The 21,904-nt window shown below is 38.2% G+C and carries 23 protein-coding genes; 1 reads left to right on the forward strand and 22 read right to left on the reverse strand.

The features are described from left to right. Positions 1-191: 191 nt before the first annotated feature. The 10 genes from panD to V179_RS0111275 all read right to left on the reverse strand — a co-directional run bounded on the left by panD (position 192) and on the right by V179_RS0111275 (position 8,435). On the reverse strand, positions 192-575 hold the full coding sequence (panD, locus tag V179_RS0111230; RefSeq protein WP_028391526.1) for an aspartate 1-decarboxylase: 384 nt from the start codon (positions 573-575) through the stop codon (positions 192-194). Between the two features lie 266 nt (positions 576-841). Next, positions 842-1,693 carry a pantoate--beta-alanine ligase gene (panC, locus tag V179_RS0111235; RefSeq protein ID WP_028391527.1) on the reverse strand — a complete coding sequence of 284 codons (852 nt, stop codon included), beginning with the start codon at positions 1,691-1,693 and terminating at the stop codon, positions 842-844. After that, positions 1,690-2,526, reverse strand: coding sequence for a 3-methyl-2-oxobutanoate hydroxymethyltransferase (panB, locus tag V179_RS0111240; protein WP_028391528.1), 837 nt, complete (start codon positions 2,524-2,526; stop codon positions 1,690-1,692). The genes panC and panB overlap by 4 nt, the downstream gene beginning before the upstream one ends. Positions 2,527-2,834: 308 nt before the next feature. Then, entirely contained in the window at positions 2,835-3,821 is a 987-nt protein-coding gene (locus V179_RS0111245; RefSeq protein WP_028391529.1) for a biotin--[acetyl-CoA-carboxylase] ligase, read from the reverse strand. Further along, entirely contained in the window at positions 3,806-5,005 is a 1,200-nt protein-coding gene (locus tag V179_RS0111250) for a CCA tRNA nucleotidyltransferase (RefSeq protein WP_028391530.1), read from the reverse strand. Before V179_RS0111250 ends, V179_RS0111245 begins: the two co-directional genes overlap by 16 nt. Before the next feature lie 15 nt (positions 5,006-5,020). Next, a complete protein-coding gene (bshA, locus tag V179_RS0111255) occupies positions 5,021-6,148 on the reverse strand; it encodes an N-acetyl-alpha-D-glucosaminyl L-malate synthase BshA (RefSeq protein WP_028391531.1) in 1,128 nt (375 codons plus the stop codon). A 1-nt stretch (position 6,149) separates the two neighbouring features. Next, complete coding sequence (gene bshB1, locus V179_RS0111260) at positions 6,150-6,854, reverse strand: bacillithiol biosynthesis deacetylase BshB1 (RefSeq protein ID WP_028391532.1); 705 nt, start codon at positions 6,852-6,854, stop codon at positions 6,150-6,152. 1 nt (position 6,855) lies between these two features. Further along, positions 6,856-7,263 carry a methylglyoxal synthase gene (mgsA, locus tag V179_RS0111265; RefSeq protein ID WP_028391533.1) on the reverse strand — a complete coding sequence of 136 codons (408 nt, stop codon included), beginning with the start codon at positions 7,261-7,263 and terminating at the stop codon, positions 6,856-6,858. Positions 7,264-7,281: 18 nt separating this feature from the next. Beyond that, positions 7,282-8,082: a 4-hydroxy-tetrahydrodipicolinate reductase gene (gene dapB / locus V179_RS0111270; RefSeq protein WP_028391534.1), complete on the reverse strand. Its 801-nt coding sequence runs from the start codon at positions 8,080-8,082 to the stop codon at positions 7,282-7,284. A 5-nt stretch (positions 8,083-8,087) separates the two neighbouring features. Beyond that, on the reverse strand, positions 8,088-8,435 hold the full coding sequence (locus V179_RS0111275) for a nucleotide pyrophosphohydrolase (RefSeq protein WP_028391535.1): 348 nt from the start codon (positions 8,433-8,435) through the stop codon (positions 8,088-8,090). A 763-nt stretch (positions 8,436-9,198) separates the two neighbouring features. On the opposite strand from V179_RS0111275, the gene V179_RS0111280 reads away from it, so the two are divergent. Next, positions 9,199-10,071, forward strand: a complete 873-nt coding sequence (locus V179_RS0111280) for a YitT family protein (RefSeq protein WP_028391536.1) — start codon at positions 9,199-9,201, stop codon at positions 10,069-10,071. Positions 10,072-10,241: 170 nt separating this feature from the next. Here V179_RS0111280 and V179_RS0111285 read toward each other — a convergent pair whose 3' ends face one another. The 12 genes from V179_RS0111285 to V179_RS0111345 all read right to left on the reverse strand — a co-directional run bounded on the left by V179_RS0111285 (position 10,242) and on the right by V179_RS0111345 (position 21,818). Further along, positions 10,242-10,919: a zinc metallopeptidase gene (locus V179_RS0111285; protein ID WP_028391537.1), complete on the reverse strand. Its 678-nt coding sequence runs from the start codon at positions 10,917-10,919 to the stop codon at positions 10,242-10,244. Between the two features lie 54 nt (positions 10,920-10,973). Further along, positions 10,974-11,768: a sporulation protein YpjB gene (gene ypjB, locus V179_RS0111290; RefSeq protein ID WP_028391538.1), complete on the reverse strand. Its 795-nt coding sequence runs from the start codon at positions 11,766-11,768 to the stop codon at positions 10,974-10,976. A 77-nt stretch (positions 11,769-11,845) separates the two neighbouring features. After that, the gene (lhaT, locus tag V179_RS0111295; protein ID WP_028391539.1) at positions 11,846-12,436 is read right to left on the reverse strand and encodes a lipoprotein heptaprenylglyceryl N-acetyltransferase LhaT; all 591 of its coding nucleotides are present in this window, start codon (positions 12,434-12,436) and stop codon (positions 11,846-11,848) included. Between the two features lie 484 nt (positions 12,437-12,920). Beyond that, positions 12,921-13,685, reverse strand: a complete 765-nt coding sequence (locus tag V179_RS0111300) for a menaquinol-cytochrome c reductase cytochrome b/c subunit (RefSeq protein ID WP_028391540.1) — start codon at positions 13,683-13,685, stop codon at positions 12,921-12,923. Between the two features lie 130 nt (positions 13,686-13,815). Beyond that, positions 13,816-14,490 carry a menaquinol-cytochrome c reductase cytochrome b subunit gene (gene qcrB, locus V179_RS0111305; RefSeq protein WP_028391541.1) on the reverse strand — a complete coding sequence of 225 codons (675 nt, stop codon included), beginning with the start codon at positions 14,488-14,490 and terminating at the stop codon, positions 13,816-13,818. Positions 14,491-14,493: 3 nt separating this feature from the next. Further along, the gene (locus V179_RS0111310) at positions 14,494-15,000 is read right to left on the reverse strand and encodes a QcrA and Rieske domain-containing protein (RefSeq protein WP_028391542.1); all 507 of its coding nucleotides are present in this window, start codon (positions 14,998-15,000) and stop codon (positions 14,494-14,496) included. Between the two features lie 160 nt (positions 15,001-15,160). Next, complete coding sequence (locus V179_RS0111315; RefSeq protein ID WP_028391543.1) at positions 15,161-15,613, reverse strand: YpiF family protein; 453 nt, start codon at positions 15,611-15,613, stop codon at positions 15,161-15,163. A 560-nt stretch (positions 15,614-16,173) separates the two neighbouring features. After that, positions 16,174-16,710 carry a ReoY family proteolytic degradation factor gene (locus tag V179_RS0111320; RefSeq protein WP_028391544.1) on the reverse strand — a complete coding sequence of 179 codons (537 nt, stop codon included), beginning with the start codon at positions 16,708-16,710 and terminating at the stop codon, positions 16,174-16,176. A gap of 54 nt (positions 16,711-16,764) precedes the next feature. After that, positions 16,765-18,024: a tetratricopeptide repeat protein gene (locus tag V179_RS0111325; protein ID WP_028391545.1), complete on the reverse strand. Its 1,260-nt coding sequence runs from the start codon at positions 18,022-18,024 to the stop codon at positions 16,765-16,767. Between the two features lie 30 nt (positions 18,025-18,054). Further along, positions 18,055-18,927 (reverse strand): hypothetical protein, encoded by an 873-nt coding sequence (locus V179_RS0111330; protein ID WP_028391546.1) that lies wholly within the window; start codon positions 18,925-18,927, stop codon positions 18,055-18,057. A 471-nt stretch (positions 18,928-19,398) separates the two neighbouring features. After that, on the reverse strand, positions 19,399-20,685 hold the full coding sequence (gene aroA / locus V179_RS0111340; RefSeq protein WP_028391547.1) for a 3-phosphoshikimate 1-carboxyvinyltransferase: 1,287 nt from the start codon (positions 20,683-20,685) through the stop codon (positions 19,399-19,401). Positions 20,686-20,714: 29 nt separating this feature from the next. Continuing rightward, complete coding sequence (locus V179_RS0111345; RefSeq protein WP_028391548.1) at positions 20,715-21,818, reverse strand: prephenate dehydrogenase; 1,104 nt, start codon at positions 21,816-21,818, stop codon at positions 20,715-20,717. Positions 21,819-21,904: the final 86 nt, after the last annotated feature.

The following is a 21,904-nucleotide window of genomic DNA, read 5'->3' on the forward strand; positions in this document are numbered from 1 at the left end:
GTTCGTTTGTTGTTCTTCCTTGTTTATACCACATTTAAACCAATAAGGAAAATGAACGTAGTTCTAAGTTATTTAAAGAAAAAGCCACTCATTTAGAGAATTAGTCGTTCCTAAAGTGGAACTTCATTTTCACTGATGAGTAGCTTTATAGGATTAAGTGAGATTTTTAGGTTGCAGAAATCTTGTTTTTTTTAATAAACTGTTGCCTCTGGTTCATGAGAAATCATTTCAATGATTTCGTTATTTTCATTCATAAGAGCAACTTTGGGCTTATGACTGTATACAGATTCTTCTGCAATCATGATATACGAAATAATAATGACAATATCTCCAGGCTGTACGAGTCTTGCTGCAGCTCCGTTTAAACAAACAACACCGCTTCCTCTTTCACCTGCAATTGTATACGTTTCAAGTCTTGCGCCATTATTATTATTAACAATAGCTACTTTCTCATTTGGAAGGATTCCAACTGCATCCAGAATATCTTCATCTATTGTTACACTACCTACATAGTTTAAGTTTGCTTCTGTTACAGTGGCTCTATGAATCTTCCCATTCATCATTGTTCGGAACATACAAGCTCCTCCTTGTTAGTTCGTTTATTTAGGCTGTTTTCACATACTTTGTTGCTTTTCAATCATTTTTACACTAATAACCCGGGTTGATTTCCGTTGCAGGTACTCGCTTTCCGCGGGCGGTCTCGGAAGCCTCCTCAGTGCTTTGCACTTGCGGGGTCTCCCTCAACACGCTTTTCCCGCAGGAGTCTCGCACCTTCCACTACAATCAACATCTGTTCGAATTGGTTTCTTGCTAAAAACAACAATCTTTACGAAAAGAGCCTTTATTTATGAACCAAAAATGTTACATTGTCAATTAATCTGGCTGTTGAGAACTGAACAGCCAATGCAATAATGACGCTTCCTGATACTTTTTCGATTGGTTTTAAATCAGGATAAGAATATACTTCAATATAGTCGATCGAGCCAGTTGTATAGTTCTTAATATGATTTGAAATGAGCGAGACTAATTTCTCTGGATTGTCTACGCCGTGTTGCGCTGCCTCTCGTGCAAGGTTTAAACTTTTATACAATTCATGGGCGCAGGCACGCTCTTCTTCAAGTAAATAAACATTCCTCGAGCTTTTTGCCAAACCGTCTTCTTCACGAACCGTTTCGACCGGTACAATATCAATATCAAAATTAAAGTCCGTAATTAACCCATCCACCACAGCTACTTGCTGAGCATCTTTCAAGCCAAAATATACTTTATCTGGGTTAATAATATTGAAAAACTTCGTTAGGACTGTAGCTACTCCGTCAAAATGACCAGGTCTTTTCCTACCACAAAGAACATCCGTTCGTTGTTGAACAGTTACTTTAACGGATACTTCATCCGGGTACATTTCTTCAATGGATGGATAAAATAAATAGTCTACTAACGCCGATTGTGCGACTTTTTCATCATGTTCGATATCCCGTGGATAACTGTCAAAGTCTTCATTTAGTCCGAATTGAAGCGGGTTTACAAAAATCGTCAATACAACAATGTCATTTTCTTGGCGTGCTTTTTCCAATAAACTTACGTGACCTTCATGTAAAAACCCCATTGTCGGGACATATCCTATCGTTTTTCCATTCTTCTTTTCTACTGCTATTTGTTGCTGTATCTCTTTTGCAATTGTAAGGATTTTCATGCTTTACCCCCGTATAACGCTGCTACTTCTTCTTCTTTCATCGTAAAGCTATGCTCTAATGTTGGGAATTGCTTTTCTTTTACTTCACTCACGTATTGTGATAGCGCTCCGCTTATTAATTCATTAGCATTTGCATATGTTTTTACAAATTTAGCGACGCGATCGACTCCATAAGTCACTACATCATGATAGACAAGTACTTGGCCGTCTACAGCTTTCCCTGCGCCAATACCGATTGTTGGAATGCTAAGGTTTTCAGTAATCACTTCTGCTACTTGGTATGGCACACATTCAAGTACAACAGCTATCGCACCTGCAGCTTCACATTGCTTTGCCTCATCTAATAGCTGCTCAGCATCATTTGCGCTTTTCCCTTGAACCTTATACCCTCCAAGCACACCTACTGACTGCGGTGTTAATCCTAAGTGAGCAATAACGGGAACTCCAGCTTTTGTTAAGGCAGCAATCTTATCAGCTACTTGACCAGCTCCTTCAAGTTTTAAAGCATCAGCACGACCTTCTTGAATCATGCGTGCAGCGGTTTTAAGTGTTTCGTCCAATGAAAGATGATAGCTCATGAATGGCATGTCAGTAACAACGAACGTATTAGGTGCTCCGCGTTTCACTGCTTTTGTATGGTGAATCATATCATCAACTGTTACTCGGATTGTCGATTCATAACCTAGAACAACCATGCCAAGGGAGTCCCCGACAAGTATCATGTCCACATTAGCAAGTTCTGCTAGCTTAGCGCTTGGATAATCATACGCAGTAAGCATAACAATTTTCTCATCATTTTTTTTCATTTTCAAAAACTGTCCGGAAAGTTTCATTCAAATATCCTCCTTATGTTAGAGGAGATGAAAAATCTTTCTTGATAGGCATATAACAAAAAAAGAGACGAGCTTTAAAGGAAATAGGACCCATTGTCCCAGCCAAGTTTTCAAATAGCCTTTTTCCCTAAATAAAAGTTCGTCTCTTTAAATTCATCAGAAAATTCATCCCTCCGTCCCCGTCCATTACTGGATCAAGGCAGAAATTTTAGTTTATTAATTGGGTCGTGCAGGTGCAGTTCGAATGATACTGCCCATTAGGATTATATCAACTTTGTTAAATATATTCTATAGTAACGTGCTTCTCCCTATTTATACGGAATCGTAACATCTGCTGAATAAATATGGTGAATTTTCCCCAATTTGTCTTCTAAAAGTAAAACACCACTATCCGTAATACCGAGCGCTTTACCGATAATCGTTTCATTTACAGTTGTCGCTTTTAGTTCTTTCCCAAGTGACACTGCGTAGCTTTCCCATAGAAGTTTTACCGGATTAAATCCATGTTGCAAATATGTATGATACAGTTTTTCCATATTAAGAAGGATTTGTTGAATTAAAGCTGATCGCGAGATATTTTTTCCTGATTCAATGAACAATGAAGTCGCAGTATTCTGTAGTTCCTCAGGAAAATCACTAAGCTTCTGATTAACATTTATTCCCATACCAACAATTACAGAATGAATTCGATCCGATTCCGCCTGAAGTTCTGTTAATATTCCTGTTACCTTTTTTCCTTTAATCAATAAATCATTCGGCCACTTGATCTCTGGGGTAAGATCGGTAACATCCTCGATTGCTTGAGCCACAGCAACTGCCGCAAGTAGGGTCAATTGTGGAGCTTCATGGAAGGGGATATTTGGCCTTAGAATTAAACTCATCCAGATTCCTGTGAATTTCGGCGAATGCCAATTGCGGGATAACCGTCCTTTACCCAATGTTTGTTCTTCAGCAATTACGATCGTTCCTTCGGCTGCATCCTCATTAGCAAGACGATTAGCGATTTTTTGGGTAGAATCTACGCTCTCTTCATAGTGAATGTTTTGACCAAACGCAGTTGTTTGTAAGCCGATTTGAATTTCGTTGCTCGTTACATTTCCAGGTGCTGAAATAATTCGATAACCTTTATTCCGAATCGCTTCAACTACATAGCCTTCATTTCTTAATTCTTCAATATGCTTCCAAACGGCTGTCCGGGAACAGCCGACATAATCCGCAATTTCTTGACCAGAAACAAAGCTGCCAAATGCATTTGAGAAAGCATCAATTATTTTTTTCCTCACATCAGATTGCACGTGCTTAGCCACTCCTTTATTGCTGCTTTATCGTTCTTCACTTTTCCCGTCAATACCGCTTGCAAAGTACTGTCCATCGCTTCCTTTACCCATGGTCCAGGTTTTCGGTCAGATGCAAATGCGAGCAAATCATGCCCTGTCAAAGCAAGCTCAGACATCGATTTAATTTTCAAGTCTTTATAAGCTTCATTCACAGTACGTATCGCATCTTGTACATCGGTATTTTCCAAGACTGCTCTTACAGAAGCCGCCGATATGGCCGTCTTTTCGCCTTCTTTAAAAAGGAGGAGCTTATCTTGCAGAAAATAGGGCTCCTGTTTTACCAATCTGACTACAGATAGAATAAAACGAATATTTTTCATTGGCATCTTCCAGTTTCTTAAAAAAGACTCAATGTTTTCTATATCTAATAGAACTAGGAGAATTCCCCATAATTCCTCTTTCGCATTAAGCTGCTCGATATCATATGCCCTAACTTGCGCTAATTGGCTTTTATATGTTTTAAAGCCTGGAAGATAGTAATACAAAGCAGAATCAATGACCAACTCCATACTTTTCTTTCGATTCATTCCTAATAATAGCTTTTCAAATTCACCAAGAATTCGTTCCACTGATATATGTTCCATTAACCGAACATGTCGCTTTAATGAAGCATATGTATCAGGATTTAATTCAAAGCGAAGCTGACTTACAAATCGAAGTGCTCTCATCATTCTAAGTCCATCTTCGGTAAAACGTTCATCAGGATTCCCGACCGTCACGATTTCTTTTTTTTGAATCGCTTCTTTGCCATAAAAGGGGTCGATTAACTTTCCGTTACGGTCCATCGCAATCGCATTCATTGTAAAATCTCGCCGTTGTAAATCCTCTCGTAATGAACGAACAAAGTTTACCTCATCAGGTCGACGGAAATCAGAATACCCACTTTCTGTTCTAAAAGTTGTCACTTCGTAATTTCCTGAATCATGCAAGACAAGAATCGTCCCATGTGCAATTCCTACATCTACCGTTTTGGGGAAAATCGCTTTTACTTCTTCGGGAGTAGCCGATGTTGCAATATCTACATCATTAATCATTCTTCCTGTTAGGGAATCACGGACAGATCCCCCTACAAAATAAGCTTCATATCCTGCATCTTCAATCGCAGTGATAATCGGCAGCGCCTCTGTGAATAATTGATCCAAGTTGATTGTCACCCCCTACCGATTTAACAGTTTAGTGTATATCGCTTCATATTGTTTAGTGATCGTATTGGAGTGGAATTTCGTTTCGACTGCCTTTATTCCAGCTTTACTAAATTGATTGTGAAGCTTGTCATCTTGTAATAGTAAAACCGCCTTTTTCGCAACCGCTTCAATATCACCAACCTGACATATAAAGCCTGTCTCTCCATCTATGATTACTTCAGGAATGCCCCCTACATTCGTTCCAATGGCAGGAACCCCGCAAGCCATTCCTTCCAGCAGAACAAGACCAAAGCTCTCTTTTTCTGAAAGTAATAAGTTAAGATCGCTAATCGAATACAACTCGTTAAGATTATCCTGCTTACCGAGCAAAAGTACATCTTTTTCTAGTCCTAAACAATTAATCAATTTGATGATTTCTGACATTTCAGGACCATCCCCTACAAGCATGAGCTTAGAAGGAATCTGTTTTCTAATTTGAGCAAATGCATGGATCACATCTTTTACCCGTTTTACTGCCCTAAAATTCGACACATGTATGATTACTTTTTCGTCATCTTTTATTTCATATTCATGACGTAGATTAGAAGAATCTGTTTTATGGTACACTCGTTCATCAATAAAGTTGTAAACCGTGCTTATTTCTTTATCTGGAGCTAATAATTCCTTCGTTTGATGTGATAATGAGTCTGATACGGCCGTTACTACATCTGATTTTTCGATTCCGAATTTAATAAGCTCAGCTAAGGATGAATCATTCCCTAGGACTGTTATGTCAGTTCCATGCAATGTTGTAACAATTTTTACATCATGACACGCCATTTGTTTAGCAAGTATCGCACAGACGGCATGAGGTATTGCATAATGGACGTGTAAAACATCTAACTTTTCTCGAGTGATGACTTCTGCCATCTTACTTGCCAAAGCTAAATCATATGGTGGATATTGAAAAACAGAATATGAATTCACTTCAACTTGATGATAATAAATATTGTGATACATTCTATTTAACCGGAAAGGAAGACTCGATGAAATAAAATGAATTTCATGCCCTTTCTCAGCTAGCAGTTTCCCAAGTTCAGTAGCTACGACTCCAGACCCACCGACCGTTGGGTAACATGTAATACCAATTTTCAACTTCATGTTATCCTCCTATTAGGTCTGCCGAAAGTAATAATGGTTTTTTCGAGAGAAACCCTTCCGCATACGTAACACCTACTTCTTTTCCAAAGAGACGCTCTCTTGCCTCGACCGTTTCGATGTAACCATTTACAAGTGGTGTGTCAAAAGCTGTATCCGTTTGTTGAAATTGACTTGCATATGCCCGTAAACTTTCAAGCTTTGTATCCATCGTTGCAGTTACATCAACGACAAAATCCGGCTTATGAAAGCCATTAATCATATAAAAATAAAGAGAAGCAATCTTATGGGCAGACTGACCTTTTTCTTCCATATATTTTCTGATACCTGCTGAAAAAGCGGCTTCTTCTACTAGTCGTGCGCAATTGCCATGGTCAGGATGACGATCTTCTAAATAGGGCGCAAATACCAAACTAGGTCGGTATTTACGAATCATACTCGTAATTTCTTGTATGTATTCTTCTTTCATCTGTAAGCCTCGATCTGGTAAGTCTAGCGAAATTCGCTTAACTCCGAGGATTTTCGCTGCTTTCTTCGCTTCTTGCTGACGTAACTCTACTGTCCCATTTGAAGACAATTCCGCTTTTGTTAAATCGCAAATGACAATCTTTTTTCCAAGCATTGCGAATTTAGCTAGCGTACCTCCCATGCCAATTTCAACATCATCAGCATGGGCGCCAAAAGCTAATATATCTATATTGTTTTCCATTTTACTCACCTTTTGTTTCGTCTAGTTTTCTCCAGTCTAAATAGCCGTCTTTTAGTCCTCTAATAATTACTTCTGCAGTTCCCATATTCGTTGCCAGTGGCACTTGATATACATCACAAAGTCTAATTAAGGCATTCACATCAGGTTCATGAGGCTGAGAAGTGAGCGGATCACGAAAGAAGATTATCATATCCATTTCATTACGTGATACGAGTGCGCCGATTTCTTGATCTCCCCCAAGCGGTCCCGAATTAAAGCAATGAACAGGAAGTGATACTTCCTGGTTAATTCTGCTACCAGTTGTTCCAGTAGCGTATAACTCATGTTGCTCAAAAATGTCTCTATATGCTGTTGTAAAGCGTATCATATCTTCCTTCTTGTTATCATGGGCAATTAATGCAATTCTCATCGGTATTCTCCCCTTCAATTATTCGATAATATTCTCTAATCCATATACAAGAACATCTAACTTCATAACAGATTCAACAGCAAGCTTTACACCCGACATGAAAGACACTCGGTCGAATGAATCATGGCGAATAGTCAACATTTGACCTTTTTCACCGAACATCACTTGTTGATGAGCAACCAATCCTGGCAAACGGACGCTATGGATACGCATGCCATCTATGTTTGCACCCCGAGCTCCATTCAACGTTTCCTTCTCTTCAGGATGACCTTGGATTTTTGGTTCACGAACACTTTTAATCATCTCTGCTGTTTTTACCCCTGTACCTGATGGAGCATCGAGTTTGCGGTCGTGATGCATTTCAATAATTTCCACATCTGAGAAGTATTTCGCAGCCATTTGGGAAAACTTCATCATTAATACTGCACCTACAGCAAAGTTCGGAGCAATAATACAGCCTAGACCTTTTTCTGCTGTTAGTTCTTCCAATTTCGCTAAATCTTCTGTGCTAAAACCAGTCGTTCCAACTACTGGACGAATTCCATGGTTTAAAGCGGCAACTGTATGTAACATACCTACCTCAGGAGTAGTTAGATCAATTAATACATCTGCTTTGATTGTGGAAAAACAATGCTCAATATCTGAGAATATCGGTACATCTATCCCTTGGAAACCATCAAGATTTCCTAAATTATCCCCATCATGTTTTCGGTCAATTACTGCTACCAATTCAAAGCCCGCTGTTTCTAAAACGAGCTTGACTGCTTCACTTCCCATTCTTCCACGAGGTCCTGCCACAATGATTCGAGTTGTTTCCATAACTATTATTCTCCTCTTTCCTCTTCGTCAATTTTCGTCCATCTGTCTTTATCTCGCGTTTTAAATTTATGCATGACAAGATCATGAGCTTTTGCTAAATCAATGTTCAATGAATTAGCAAAACAAATGATGACAAATAGGAGATCTCCTATTTCTTCTTCTACAGTATTTTCCTTTTCAGTCGTTTTCTTAGGCTTTTCACCATAGTAATGATTGACCTCTCGAGAAAGCTCACCAAGTTCCTCTGTCAATCTGGCTAACATGGCTAAAGGGCTAAAATAGCCTTCCTTAAATTGACTTATGTATTGATCTACTTCGTTTTGAAGATCTAGCATTGTTTTTTTCTGTTCCATTTTCTCACCTATTTCTAACTAATCTCATCAATCTCAGTTCAGAGTGGCAGTAGTATCTTGCATAAACAATCGTCAAATTTGACATGTTCAAAATCTTCTGTGCTTACTAATGCCTAAAGAAAATATTTTTCTTTTACGCTGAAATTTTTTGGAGTTTTAACAACTTTATCAGTATTCTCTATCCATGTTAGCCAAAAGTCACTTATATGACAAGATTTTCGATAATTTTCCAATGTTTGTAACTAACATAAGAATTCGATATAATAAAGAGCACTCTTAAACAAACTAATCTAGTTTAAGAGGATTCAAAGCATATTCTGAGTAAGATTCACTTTAACCCTCATTTACGGGCAGTCCCCCTACCTTAGGCTTAGAGGAACCGAAGAATCGTAGATGGGGTATAACTGCCTATTCTAGTTGCGGCTCCTAGCCCTGTTCAAGGTCATAAGCTGTAATACTCTGTGGCAAACTACGCCATGCCGTATCCCGTCTATGCTCATTGATTATCACAGGATGTGATGGCGTCTACCTTGCCCACAGGAAGTGAGCGATCTTAGTAGACGATCCTTAAAGCAGTCGCCTCACTTTTTGACGTATAAGCCCGATTGGTGAGATACAGTAAAACTTATCTTACGCAGAGGTATAGTTTGCGCCCACAGGATGTGGGTCACACAGACGAAATACTAAAAGGACCTGGCGTACTTAGTCTGTGATTAATTGAATCGGGTTCACTTTATTATAATTGATATTGGAGGGCAAACGCTTGATATACGGTTTGAGATTTAAAAATATTTTGTTCATACTATTAGGCGCGGCTATTTTTGGTTTTGGTCTCGTACACTTTAATATGCAAAATAACTTAGCTGAAGGCGGTTTCACAGGACTTACATTGATTATATATCAATTAGCCAATATTAACCCAGCCTATACAAACCTAATTTTAAATGTACCATTATTTTTCATTGGCTGGAAATTTCTCGGTCGAACCACGTTTCTGTATACAATTATTGGCACAGTTGGCGTATCCTTCTGGCTTTGGTTTTTTGAAAGAAATGAAATTAAACTAACTCTCGGAAATGATTTAATGCTTGTTGCTTTATTTGCCGGTGTTTTTATCGGTGTAGGTCTTGGCATCATCTTTCGTTATGGAGGAACAACTGGAGGTGTTGATATAATCGCAAGGCTTGCCAATCGCTATTGGGGGCAAAATATGGGCAGAACGATGTTTCTATTTGATGCAGTTGTTATCCTGCTATCCATTTTAACCTATCTTGAATATCGTGAAGCGATGTACACTCTCGTTGCAGTCTTTATTGCTGCTCGTGTCATAGACTTTATGCAGGAAGGCGCATATTCTGCTCGAGGCGCGATGATCATAAGTAGCAATAATGAAGCAATTGCCGAAAAAATTATGTTGGAAATGGAGCGGGGGATTACCGTCCTAAAGGGGTATGGTTCATTTACAAAGGAAGATCGAGAAGTACTGTATTGTGTCGTTGGAAAAACGGAAATTGTTCGTTTAAAGAACATTATTACTTCTGTAGATCCACATGCATTCGTATCAGTCAGCGAAGTTCACGATGTACTTGGCGAAGGATTTACATTAGATGAGAATAAAAATCCAATCCATCGGTAATTCAAATTATTCATTTTAATGCAATGATTGGGTATTAATAATACAACCATACATAATTGCATTTTATAAATTAAGAAAGGTGCTGTCCCTTTGCAAAAGGGTCAGACCCCGCAATTACTCTATACTTGTGTATAGTGTGCGAGGTCTGACCCTTTTGTGATATCCACTTTCTATTCATCATTTCTAGCCATTCCTGTATATATTAGAACTAGTCGCAGTAATTCAAGTACAGCTACGAGGGCGGCTGCAACATATGTTAATGCAGCTGCATTTAAGACTTTCTTCGTTTCTCGTTCCTCATCATTACGGATAACTCCAAGAGAAACAACTTGATCCATCGCACGAGATGATGCATTATATTCTACAGGGAGTGTTACAATCTGGAATACAACAGCCGCTGCCATGAAAAGAATTCCTAGTAAGACGAAGTTGCTCAAACCTGCTAACATTCCGATAATGATTAAAATCCATGAAAAATTCGAACCAATATTGGCAACTGGTACTAATGTGTGACGTAAACGAAGCGGTGAATAATTCTGCTGATCCTGAATGGCATGACCAACCTCATGAGCTGCAATGGCAACTCCTGCCACAGAATGACCGTGATAATTATCAGAGGATAGTCGAACTGTTTTAGAACGTGGATCATAGTGATCACTAAGAACCCCTCGAGTTTCTTCTACCGTAACGTTATACAAACCATTTGAATCCAATATCCATCTAGCAGCTTCTGCTCCCGACATTCTAGATGAAGCAGATACTTTAGAATATTTTTTGTATGCACTTTTTACTTTCATTTGAGCAAATAACGGGACTAAGATGATAATCGCAAAGTAAAGTAAAAACATTGTTTCCTCCTAAAAGATTGATTATTTCAATTGTAAAAGTAGCAATCATCTCTGTCAAACATTGTGATCTTTCCGTGGTTTTTCTGCCTTCTCATTTCCTTTGTATTTTCTCCAGCCTACATAAGATAATGTCAAGATAATAATGCTTCCTGTTGATATAATTACCCACCATAATGATGGATCTGCTTCATCCTCATTGGGTTCATCAAATAAAGACTTTAAATCTTGTTCCATTGCAACCCATTCTTGTTCGTTAGTCTTCATAGTTAACATTGCTGGACGATATTGATCCATATAAGTTACACGAGCATCAAGCTGTTGCAGTTTCTCAGAAGGCACCGAAACTTTTAAACTCGGATAGATGATATTGTAATGTAATAACAAATCATTCAACTTTTGATTAAATCGTTCTGAATCACCAATTTTGACCGCTTCTTTGGCTTCATAAAAAGCATCCATGATTGGATCTTCTAAAGCCATCCATAAAGGCTGATTATTCGAACTGACAGCATCCAGCACTAAGCGAAATTTTGTTACTGCATTTATTTTTTCAGAATCTGTTTTTTCTATTGTTTGAACTACCTCTAATGCATCATTATAAGCGACGGTAACGACTCTTAATTCAGCCATATTAAAGATTTCTTTTTCTTTAGATGAAAGTAGATAAAGTTCTGAAAATTTTTGAAGAACTTTCTCTGTTTCTTGATATCGTTTCATTTCCACAAGTCTGAGTGCCTCGTCGGAGATGGAATCCAACTGCCTCATACTTTCAGAAGGCTCAGCACGAACTTGATAAAAAGAAACAGTGATTATTAGCAGTAGTGCAAGCACCAGGATTTTTTTCACCATACTCCTTGTCCCTCCTTATTTCTCTACTAATCAATATGAGAAGGAAAGTTGGAGTAGACCAATGTTTCATAAAAATTTCAAAGGGATAACGTAAATCTTTTTTCTCTATATCCAAAATAGTAGGCAATACTTATAGATATCAAACTGAGCCAGAAAGTAAAATAGCCTATTTCATGCATATATACAAGCAAGTCTCGATAAACCGGCATCATATTAAAAACATAATCAATAATATCATTATGTAAAGTCCAAATTGCTGCGATAATGAACTGCCATGGCTTGATTCGATAAAATGGAGAATACAAAATCCCTTGAATCGCCATTCCTAAATGAGACGCTATTAGCATATAACCTTGCCAAGCAAGTTCTCCTGTCGTAAATAATGTCAGTATATTCATTACCACTGCCCACATTCCATATTTAAAAAGCGTCATAATCGCAAGTGCTTCTACAAGTCCCCAGTTTTTTTTCAGTAAAAATGCGAGTAAAACGAAGACAAAAAACAAAGAAGCAGTTGGACTATCCGGAACGAAAGGAAGAAAAATGACTGGAGTAACCGCAAGTTGACTTCCATACCATATATAACCATATATGGTTCCGAATATATTAATGATTAGTAAAAGTAAGATAAACTTTCTATTTGCCAAATACGGATAGAACATGCTCATATTTGTACCTCTTTCTTAATAAAGTAAAACTTCAATCAGTGAAGTGCTCCTCGCCCTCACTTATTGTTATTCCCATTCAAGTATCGCCAATACTTTCACTCCGCATAGATAAAGCGATATTACGAGGATAAGTTTCAATGAAACAAAGACTAAACACGCGTATCCTTTAGTCTTCCGTCATTGTGACCCACATCCGGTGAACGCAACCTTAAAAAACCACAATGGTATGTTTCACAGTATCTCACAAATCTGGTTTAACAGGTAATTTATTCTTACCTTTCTTCAAGTGGGGGTCTTGACCTTCCGTATATGGGGGATAATATAATAAGCTTAAAAATGAAATAGAAAAAAGAGGATGTCCCTGATAAGGGTCTGGCCGAGCTACCACCATACAGTTTACTGTGCTACTTACACTTATACTAAACTGTATGTAATGGTTGCTGGACCTACCCTTTACTTATGGGATATCCTCTTTCTTCATACATTATTTAGCTGATAATTTCACAAGAAATTCAGCAAGAGCATCAAGTTCTTCATCAGAACCTTTAAAAATACCAGCAGGCATTCCACCAGTACCATTTTTGGCAATATCTTTAATTTCATCAGCAGTATGTCCTGTATCGATAAGAGCCGGACCTGCTCCACCTGTTAATTCAGCACCATGGCATGAAAGACAAGTGTTTGCCTCAAGGGCTTTGTATCCAGCATCCTCTTTATCAATTGCCACGCCTTCAACAATCTTCCCTTGTTGAGCTTGCTTATCCCAGTCATGATAATAAACAGATTGCCAAGTCAAGAAGACAACTCCCGCGATTGCTAGTAGCATGAAGCCAGTTGCAAATGGACGTTTCATGGGACGACGCTCTGGACCACGATCAAGGAACGGTGCAAGCAATAGTCCTCCAAATGCAAGTGTTGGAATAATGATTGATCCAACAATATTATACGGACCTGACGCATACGTATACTTCAGTAACTGGTAAAGAAATAAGAAATACCAGTCAGGAAGCGGAATATATGCAGTATCTGTTGGGTCGGCAATTCTTTCAAGCGGCGATGGATGTGCTGCTGTCAAGCAAAGGAACCCAACAAGGAATACTGCTCCAACTAGCCATTCTTTTAATAAGAAATTCGGCCAAAACGCTTCAGTTTTACCTGGATATTCCGAATAATCTTTCGGAATAAACGGTTTACTATTCGCTGAGATTCGAGAATCACCTACGAATTTCATACCTTTTCCACGATGCATTGAACAATCCCCCTCCTTTATGAAAAGGTTATTATTTAGGTTACTGGATAAAATGTTTCTATGTCCTTCAACTTCTTTGAATCAGAAGCTTGTCCAGTTAAAGCAACTAGATATAGTACTTCCAGATTTCTTACAACGGACCTGAAATTCCTTGTTTTCTGATCATTATAAAGTGAGCTGCGATTAACCCCAAAAGTGCAGCTGGTAAGAAGAAAACATGAATTGCAAAGAAACGAGTTAATGTCTGTGCACCAATAATCGTCGGATCTCCAGCAATTAACGTTTTAATAGCCGGACCAATCAATGGAACAGAGTCGGCGATTGTTAATGTAACTTTTGTAGCAAAAACCGCTTTCATATCCCAAGGTAATAAATAACCAGTCAAGCCCAAAGCTAACATGACAAAGAAAATTAGTACTCCTACAACCCAGTTAAGCTCACGCGGTTTTTTATAAGCTCCCTGAAAGAAGACCCGTAGAGTATGTAAAAACATCATTACGATAACTAGACTTGCTCCCCAGTGATGCATTCCTCGTACAATTTGTCCAAATGCCACTTCATTTTGTAAGTAGTAAACAGACTCCCATGCATTTACAATATCAGGTACATAGTACATGGTTAAGAACATACCTGAAAGAATTTGGATAACAGTAATGAAGAAAGTTAATCCCCCAAAACAATATACAAAAGCTGAAAAATGGTGTGCAGGGTTTACGTGTTCAGGAACCTCATGGTCGGCAATATCCCGCCAAATGGGCGCAATGTCTAAACGTTCGTCAACCCAATCATAAATCTTGTTAAACAATGATTACGCCCCCTCATGCGGTTTTAATAGCCCTAAATAAAGGATTCCGTCTTTTTCCTGCGTTTCATAAACATCAAGCGGTTTGATCGGTGGAGTACCTGGTACGTTTACCCCGTCTTTTGTATATCTACCCATGTGACAAGGGCAGAAAAATTGTTCCGGATGTTCTTTGTCTGTATTCCAAGCAACAGTACATCCTAAATGCTTACATACAGGTGATAAAGCAACGATTTTACCATCATCTGCTTTATATACCCATGCCGTATTCGTCACCTGAGACTCATACCAACCATCGATTTGATCGAATGTGTAATCAACTCGGATTGGTTCCGCTGTCAATTCCGAAACTTTCTGACTTGTTGCTACATACCCCCCCGATGCACTCGCTTTTAACACTGGATCAATCGCGAATCGAACCATTGGCATTAATATTCCTGCAGCCATGAAACCGCCTACACCTGTAAGAGTGTAATTAAGGAATTGACGTCGTGAAACATTACGCTTACTCATGCTTTTCCCCCCCTCTATTACTATTCTGAACCAATTAACCAATAAATAGCAACACTATAAAACTAGGACATTACAATGATATCTCAATATTCCGTCAAGGTCAATATATGATGGTCCTAAATGATGGCAACAATGTGGTATATTACCTATGTAACCAATGCTATTTATTCCAGCTTTGGGTAAGCATATCAATAATTTGGCGCACTTGATCATTCATCATCTGCCTTGCTTGACCTTCTTCCAAATATTCGAGCCCAATTGCGGGTATCCATAAAAGTGTACCTGGAAGCTTATCTTCATATCTTTTCCACTCACTGTCCGATGTAATCCAAAAAATATGTTTGAATTCCGCTTCCGCCAATTTTACTTTCCAAATATCTATAAGACCCGCTTTCTCTTGACCTTCTGACCAGTATGTTAACGCTGGCATTAATAGAAGTCTTCCTTTCAATTGCTTCTCTACTTCCATCGTTAAAATTGTCATAAATTCATGCATGGATGAAAATTGTTTCATCTGCGCTCCGAATGTAATCGGATTCACAGGAATGATTAAACTGTCGACATATTCCTTCGACTCTTCATACATCCCAGTTTCTTTAAAAGTCCATTTCAACTTACTCACTCCTTACAATTATCAATCAACTCCTTATTATTTTATCATGATTAAGTCTTGTTTCATATATCATTACCAGTAATCCTTCTTTTTAACAAAATATTCATTAATTAGAATTTGTATAAATTTGACTTTAGAACATCTAATCCTATCTTGGCATATTTAAACTTTCTCGAATTATAAATGATGGCATGCTCGAAATCTCACATCAGCCGGAGTTGGTAATTATCATATTACACAATCCCAATTTAAAGTTTTTAGCGTTTTCAAAGAAAAATAGGCTGTCCCATATTAAAAAGGCCAGACCACACAACTTCTATATCTCGTCTATCAGCGTGTACTTGACACAATAAACGATATATAGATTGTAAGGTCAGGCCCTTTTTTTAGAGAACTTCTTTCTTTTTAGTTGAAGGCTATGTTATACATAATTGATGCTAAAAAGGATTTAAACTAATTAGTGTGGAAAGTGATTTCACATGTCCCTCAATTAACTTGAAAAGTTATTTTAAATAGCTAAACACAAATAATGATAAACATAACTTAATTGAAACATCGCATTACAGCTTATTCAGTTCTTCTGTTAAAGAATAAAAAGATTCTTTATCATTTTGGTCTAGTGCCTTATCGATCGCTTTCAAGATCCGCTCTTTCTGGAATGTCGCCAACGAATTTTCTAGAAACCTCTCTGCCATGAGTTTATCTCTCTCATTACTTCCTGTACTTTTTGGCATAAATGGATTTTCTTCTAAAACCGCAGCATAGTGGTAGGATGAGTAAGCTGATTTAAAATTTAATTGGATATAGATATCTTCATCCCGATTCAGGCGAATATCATGAAACGACTTCTCTGCGTCAGTTGTCATGATATTGGATTTATAAAATCGGAATGGTGCCTCATCCACACAATGCGTTGACATAATTAAACCTCGTGGGCAATATTGAGCACTTTCCACAAAATGAACCTTTTTCATTAATTGATCATGGCTCATTAAATAATTTAAAATCCATACACATTCCCTGCGCTTCAACTGATAATGATTTAAGAACCAGCGAATAAAGTCTTTCTTTTCGTTAACAGATACAGGGGCTGCCACCATAAGTTCCCTCCTCTGTACAGATATTGTATCAATCAGCATCCTATACCTATTTTATTCCTCAGCTAATCGATCCAAAATCAGCACATATTCATCATTTGCCGGATCCAGCTCGAGAAGCTTATTAAATATTTCTCTAGAGGTAGCTCTGTCTCCTTCTTCAATTAAAAAGAATCCGTAATCTTCTAAAAAATCTTGGTTATTTGCAAAAAATTCATACGACTTTTTGAAACTTGCTAATGCTTCATTATAACGTTCGTTTTTTTGTAGACTCACAGCAAGCATCCATTCAAATTGCGGATCATCCTCACCATATTTCCTAACGCTTTCAATTGTTTCAATAATATCCTCATACTTCTCTTCATGCATCAACAACTTAATTAATGTAAGTGTGGCCTCTAAATAACCCGGATCAATGGCAAGAGCTTCTCTGAAAAACAATTCTGCCTCATCAGTCAGATTTTTTTTCAATGCAATTTTACCCCCGAAAAGATTCAACTCTTTGTTAAATTCATCCTTATGAATCCCCTCCCTTACCGTTTCTAAGGCTTCATCCAGACGTTCAAGACTTTCATAAGACTTGGCCAGATACAAATATAGGGAATGATACTCTGGGTCTAATTCTTTGAGCTCAGTAAATCTTTGAATTGCCGTTTCGAACATTTGTGCTTGGTAGGCAGTTAATGCATATTCAAATAATGTGTTGATTTCGAGTTTGTCTTCCAACGCCTTCTCAAAAAAAGGAATGGCTTCTTCAAACTCACCCAAATTACTTAAAGACTGTGCTAAGCGCTGGTTAATATTAACCCCACCAATTTCCTTCTGCTGCATAAGCACCTCTTTGAACTTCCCTATAGCAGCATGATCCTTCCCTTGCTGGTAATACAGTTCTCCTAAAGCATAATCAATTAATGGTTCTGTCGGTAGCAGTTCCTTTGCTTGTTTAAGCTTTTGTTCACTGACCTCATCCATTCCCTGCATTTGATATAAATCCGCTAAAAGGAGCAGGGCACTCGGATACATGTCATCTGACTCGCTTATTTTTTCAAGCAGCAGGAATGCCTCTTCTTCTCGATCCATATCAACGAGAATTTCAGCGAGTGTAACGAGTAGCTCTCCTTCATTAGGGAACAGCTTAAGTAAATGTTCGTATAAATCCTTTGCTTGCTCCATAAAACCTAGTTGTAATAATTCCTCCGCTAAAAGGAGCATCTCTTCAATTGCTTCAGATGATTTTATTCGATTTATATGTAGAAATGCTTCTTCTAATTCGCCTTTTTTTAGATTGCTGAGCACTTTTTCAATTGTGTTCATAATTAAGATTTCCCCCTGCAAACAATTTCTTCAAATTAAAAATCCAGGAATCTTGATTTTTATTTCAGATCCTTCTGTCTCGGAAAGGGATATTCTTGTCCCTGCCCTAACAACCTTTCCTTTTAACATGGTGACAATCAGTTTATCATATTCCCCTTCAGAAATTCCATTGAAGTCACTTGCAATGTGCGAAGAGTGGAATAGGTTATAACTTAATTCTCCATTATTACGTAAATATCCTTTAATCGGGTACAGACCTATTTTTTTTAATGTCTGGTTTGCAATTGGAGCACCTTCAATAAGCGGCTCTTTACTATGTGAAAGTTTAGCATCGATCATAATTTTACTCCAAATTTCTTTTGCTTTTTCAATTGCAGTTTCTAATCTGAATATGGGGATAAAAGTTGGATTGAATGGAAATGAATATTGACGGATCCAGCTCCACGGAAGCTGCGTTAATTCATCTAAATCCGTAATTTCTACAAATACAGCGGGGATCCGTTCTTTTTTACAACGTTGCATTAGCTTAGGGGATACTATTTTTTGGGAAACTTTGATTGCAAGTAGATAATCAAGAGGTGAGACTTTCATAAGTTTGCGTATTTCTTCTAGACGAGAAGTGAGACGATATTCATAGGCAATCGTTACAGGAATCAAAATCACCCCAATTCCTTTTAACACATGCTGTTCATAAAGTGAAAGTTTTGCGGGCAAATTTAACTCATTAAAGACTGTCGTTGTAATAGGGCTCATTATAAAATTATCAAGATTTTGTTTCATCATACGCAATTGATTGACGGAGTTATGAATAGAATCTACTTTATTTCCTTTCACTACAATAGACTTGATGGATATTTCGTCATTTTGAAACAGCTTTACATGATCCATGATATAATTCGACATGCAACCCCTCCCAAGTCTTGTCTTATGATCAGCTTATGAATAGGAGGCTAGAGTTATGTTCGTTGAAATAAAGATAGGTTTAAAAAAAGATGATTCACCCCAATTTTATGACCTTCTTCATTTTGAAGGCCTATTAGGTTGAATCATCACGATTACTTATTTTGTCCAGCTTGAACGGACAGTCAAGCCCCCAACTTTAAACCTTAGAGGAATCGCAGAAGCATAGATAGTGAAACTTGCCATAAAAGCCGATTGAAAAAGGTACAGTAAAATTTACCTTTTTGGTTTTCAAAGGTAAGTTTGCGCCCACAGGTTGTCGGTCACACAGACGAAAGACGCAGCGTACATAGTCTGTGTTCTTTGAACCCTTGTTCATAGTGTCGCTTTACCTACGCTTCTCGGAGGTATTTACGACACTAGAACTGGACTAACAATTAGCACTGGATGTAAAGCACTACACTAATTGAAGTTTTACTTTATTAGTGCTGATAAATGGTCAAAAAACTGTGGATATGAAACTTCAATCGCTTTTGAATCAGTGAGGATTATTTCTTCATTTGCAATTAAACCTGCAATAGCGAGCATCATGCCAATGCGGTGGTCTCCATGACTCGAAACTTGACCACCATGTAAAGGTGTACCTCCTTTAATAACTAAGCCGTCTTCCGTTGGCTTGATTTCAGCTCCAAGTCGAGATAGCTCGTCTGCAACTGTATCAATTCTGTTCGTTTCTTTTACTTTTAATTCGGCCGCGTCCTTAATTACAGTTGTTCCTTCAGCATTAATCGCTAACAGTGTAATAACAGGAATTTCATCGATCAAACGTGGGATTAAATCACCTTCAATCGTAATAGCGTTAAGCTTAGATGATCGTACTGTGATATGACCATACGGCTCTCCATTTTCATTTACACGTTCAATCTCGATATCTGCACCCATTCTTTCTAGCACATCAATAATTCCGGTACGGGTAGGATTTAAGCCTACGTTTAATAGCTTCACTTCACTATTAGGTGTAATAGCAGCGGCCACCATGAAAAAGGCTGCAGAAGATATATCGCCAGGAACATAAATCGAAGTGCCTTGAAATCTTTGACCGCCTTCAACGCTTATCTCATTTCCCTTTCTCTCCACCTTACCGCCAAACTGAACAATCATTCTTTCAGTGTGATCACGTGTTTTTTCAGGTTCAACAATGATTGTCGTTCCATCTGCTTGAAGGCCAGCTAAAAGGATTGCAGACTTCACCTGGGCGCTTGCTACTGGTAGCTCATATCTAATTCCTTTAAGTTTACTACCGTTAACTGAAAGTGGCGTAAATTCTCCATTATTCCTCCCTTCAATATCTGCCCCCATTTGTTTCAAGGGATTCACCACTCGAGTCATGGGCCGCTTCCCAATTGAATCATCGCCAATTAACTCAGCCTGAAATGACTGACCTGCCAATATCCCTAGCATTAGTCGAATCGTTGTACCGGAATTACCAACATCAAGTACTTCGTTTGGTGCTTTTAATCCTGAAAAACCTTTACCGGTTACTTCAACTTTGTCACCATGCTGTTGAATGCTAACACCTAATTTAGAAAAGCAATCGATCGTACTAATACAATCGGCACCAGGGAGAAAGTTTTCAATTTTGGTAACCCCTTCGGCCAAAGCCCCAAACATGATCGAGCGATGTGAAATGGATTTATCCCCAGGTATAGAAATGGTTCCTTTAAGCGAAGCAATGTTTGTTTGTAAAGTTTGTGTATCCATCAATAGGTCTCCTTTGTAATTATTTGACATTAGACAAGAATCGTATCAAAACTAGTATATTTTTTTATACATGCAGCTGCTTTTGTTCGGTCAGTATCTGTTTGGAAGCTAACGACCAAGACACCAAAAATATCTCCCCTTGTTTCGAGAATACGAATATTGGTAATACTTATCTCTTCTTTCGCAAAATATCCTGTAATTTCTGAAATTACACCTGGGTAGTCTGGAACATCAATATATAAGTCATAATAAGCGGGGATCGCCCCTTTTCCATGGACAGGGAGATCATCGCGAAACTCTTTGGCTTCCTGGAAAAATTGATAAATTCCTACACGATCCGCAGCAGCGATCAAGTCTTTCACTTGAACCATTTCATCGATCCAGTTATCCATTAATTCAATTAATACGGTTTTATTATGAAGAAGAATATCCCGCCACATTTCCGGACTGCTTGACGCGATTCTAGTGATATCCCTGAATCCCCCTGCCGCTAAACGTGAAACTAGCGGATTTCTCTCACTGTAATGTTCTGCTTGTTTGACAAGCCCTGAAGCAATAATATGTGGAAAATGACTGATAACTCCTGTTAATAAATCGTGGTTTTCCGGTGTTACTAGTAAGAAGTTTGCTTTTGTACCTTTTAACCAGATCTTGAGCCTATTAATATCCGCATCAAGAATCTCCTCCGTCGGTGTTAATAAATAAAAGGCATTCTCGAATAATTGAAGCTTGGCAGCTCCAGCACCACTTTTATGGGAACCGGCCATCGGATGTCCCCCAATAAATGTAATTCCCATATCAAGCAGTTTTTTTGCCGCTTTTGTAACCGAACCTTTAGTGCTACCAGCATCGGTCACAATACAGTCCTGTTTCAAATTCATATTTGCCAGTTCAGCAATAATTCGCTCCGTTTCATTGACGGGAACGGCGAGAATTATTAGGTCAGCTTCTTGTACGCCCATTTCAATTGATGGGGTCATTTCATCAATAATTCCCAAAATCTTTGCCAAATGAGCGTTGTTATCATCACGGTCATAACCAATAATATTTACTTCCGGATGTTCATGTTTAATTGCCATCGAAAGCGATCCACCTATTAAACCAAGCCCGATAACACATACATTTCCGTTCATTCATACCACCTGCTTCATTCTTTAAAATCCAATCTTCCATTTCAAAAAGCATGTTATAAAAAAGGTGAGCCTTACCATCTTTTCGT

This window comes from Bacillus cihuensis (genome assembly GCF_000504145.1).
GTDB classification, from domain to species: Bacteria; Bacillota; Bacilli; order Bacillales; family DSM-1321; genus Peribacillus; species Peribacillus huizhouensis.

Bases quoted from the DNA above. Each gene is read 5' to 3' on its own strand.
- panD (WP_028391526.1), bottom strand. From the start codon at position 575: ATGTTCCGAACAATGATGAATGGGAAGATTCATAGAGCCACTGTAACA.
- panC (WP_028391527.1), bottom strand. From the start codon at position 1,693: ATGAAAATCCTTACAATTGCAAAAGAGATACAGCAACAAATAGCAGTA.
- panB (WP_028391528.1), bottom strand. From the start codon at position 2,526: ATGAAACTTTCCGGACAGTTTTTGAAAATGAAAAAAAATGATGAGAAA.
- bshA (WP_028391531.1), bottom strand. From the start codon at position 6,148: ATGAAGTTGAAAATTGGTATTACATGTTACCCAACGGTCGGTGGGTCT.
- bshB1 (WP_028391532.1), bottom strand. From the start codon at position 6,854: ATGGAAAACAATATAGATATATTAGCTTTTGGCGCCCATGCTGATGAT.
- mgsA (WP_028391533.1), bottom strand. From the start codon at position 7,263: ATGAGAATTGCATTAATTGCCCATGATAACAAGAAGGAAGATATGATA.
- dapB (WP_028391534.1), bottom strand. From the start codon at position 8,082: ATGGAAACAACTCGAATCATTGTGGCAGGACCTCGTGGAAGAATGGGA.
- V179_RS0111275 (WP_028391535.1), bottom strand. From the start codon at position 8,435: ATGGAACAGAAAAAAACAATGCTAGATCTTCAAAACGAAGTAGATCAA.
- V179_RS0111285 (WP_028391537.1), bottom strand. From the start codon at position 10,919: ATGTTTTTACTTTACTTTGCGATTATCATCTTAGTCCCGTTATTTGCT.
- ypjB (WP_028391538.1), bottom strand. From the start codon at position 11,768: ATGGTGAAAAAAATCCTGGTGCTTGCACTACTGCTAATAATCACTGTT.
- lhaT (WP_028391539.1), bottom strand. From the start codon at position 12,436: ATGAGCATGTTCTATCCGTATTTGGCAAATAGAAAGTTTATCTTACTT.
- V179_RS0111300 (WP_028391540.1), bottom strand. From the start codon at position 13,685: ATGCATCGTGGAAAAGGTATGAAATTCGTAGGTGATTCTCGAATCTCA.
- V179_RS0111310 (WP_028391542.1), bottom strand. From the start codon at position 15,000: ATGAGTAAGCGTAATGTTTCACGACGTCAATTCCTTAATTACACTCTT.
- V179_RS0111325 (WP_028391545.1), bottom strand. From the start codon at position 18,024: ATGAACACAATTGAAAAAGTGCTCAGCAATCTAAAAAAAGGCGAATTA.
- V179_RS0111330 (WP_028391546.1), bottom strand. From the start codon at position 18,927: ATGTCGAATTATATCATGGATCATGTAAAGCTGTTTCAAAATGACGAA.
- aroA (WP_028391547.1), bottom strand. From the start codon at position 20,685: ATGGATACACAAACTTTACAAACAAACATTGCTTCGCTTAAAGGAACC.
- V179_RS0111345 (WP_028391548.1), bottom strand. From the start codon at position 21,818: ATGAACGGAAATGTATGTGTTATCGGGCTTGGTTTAATAGGTGGATCG.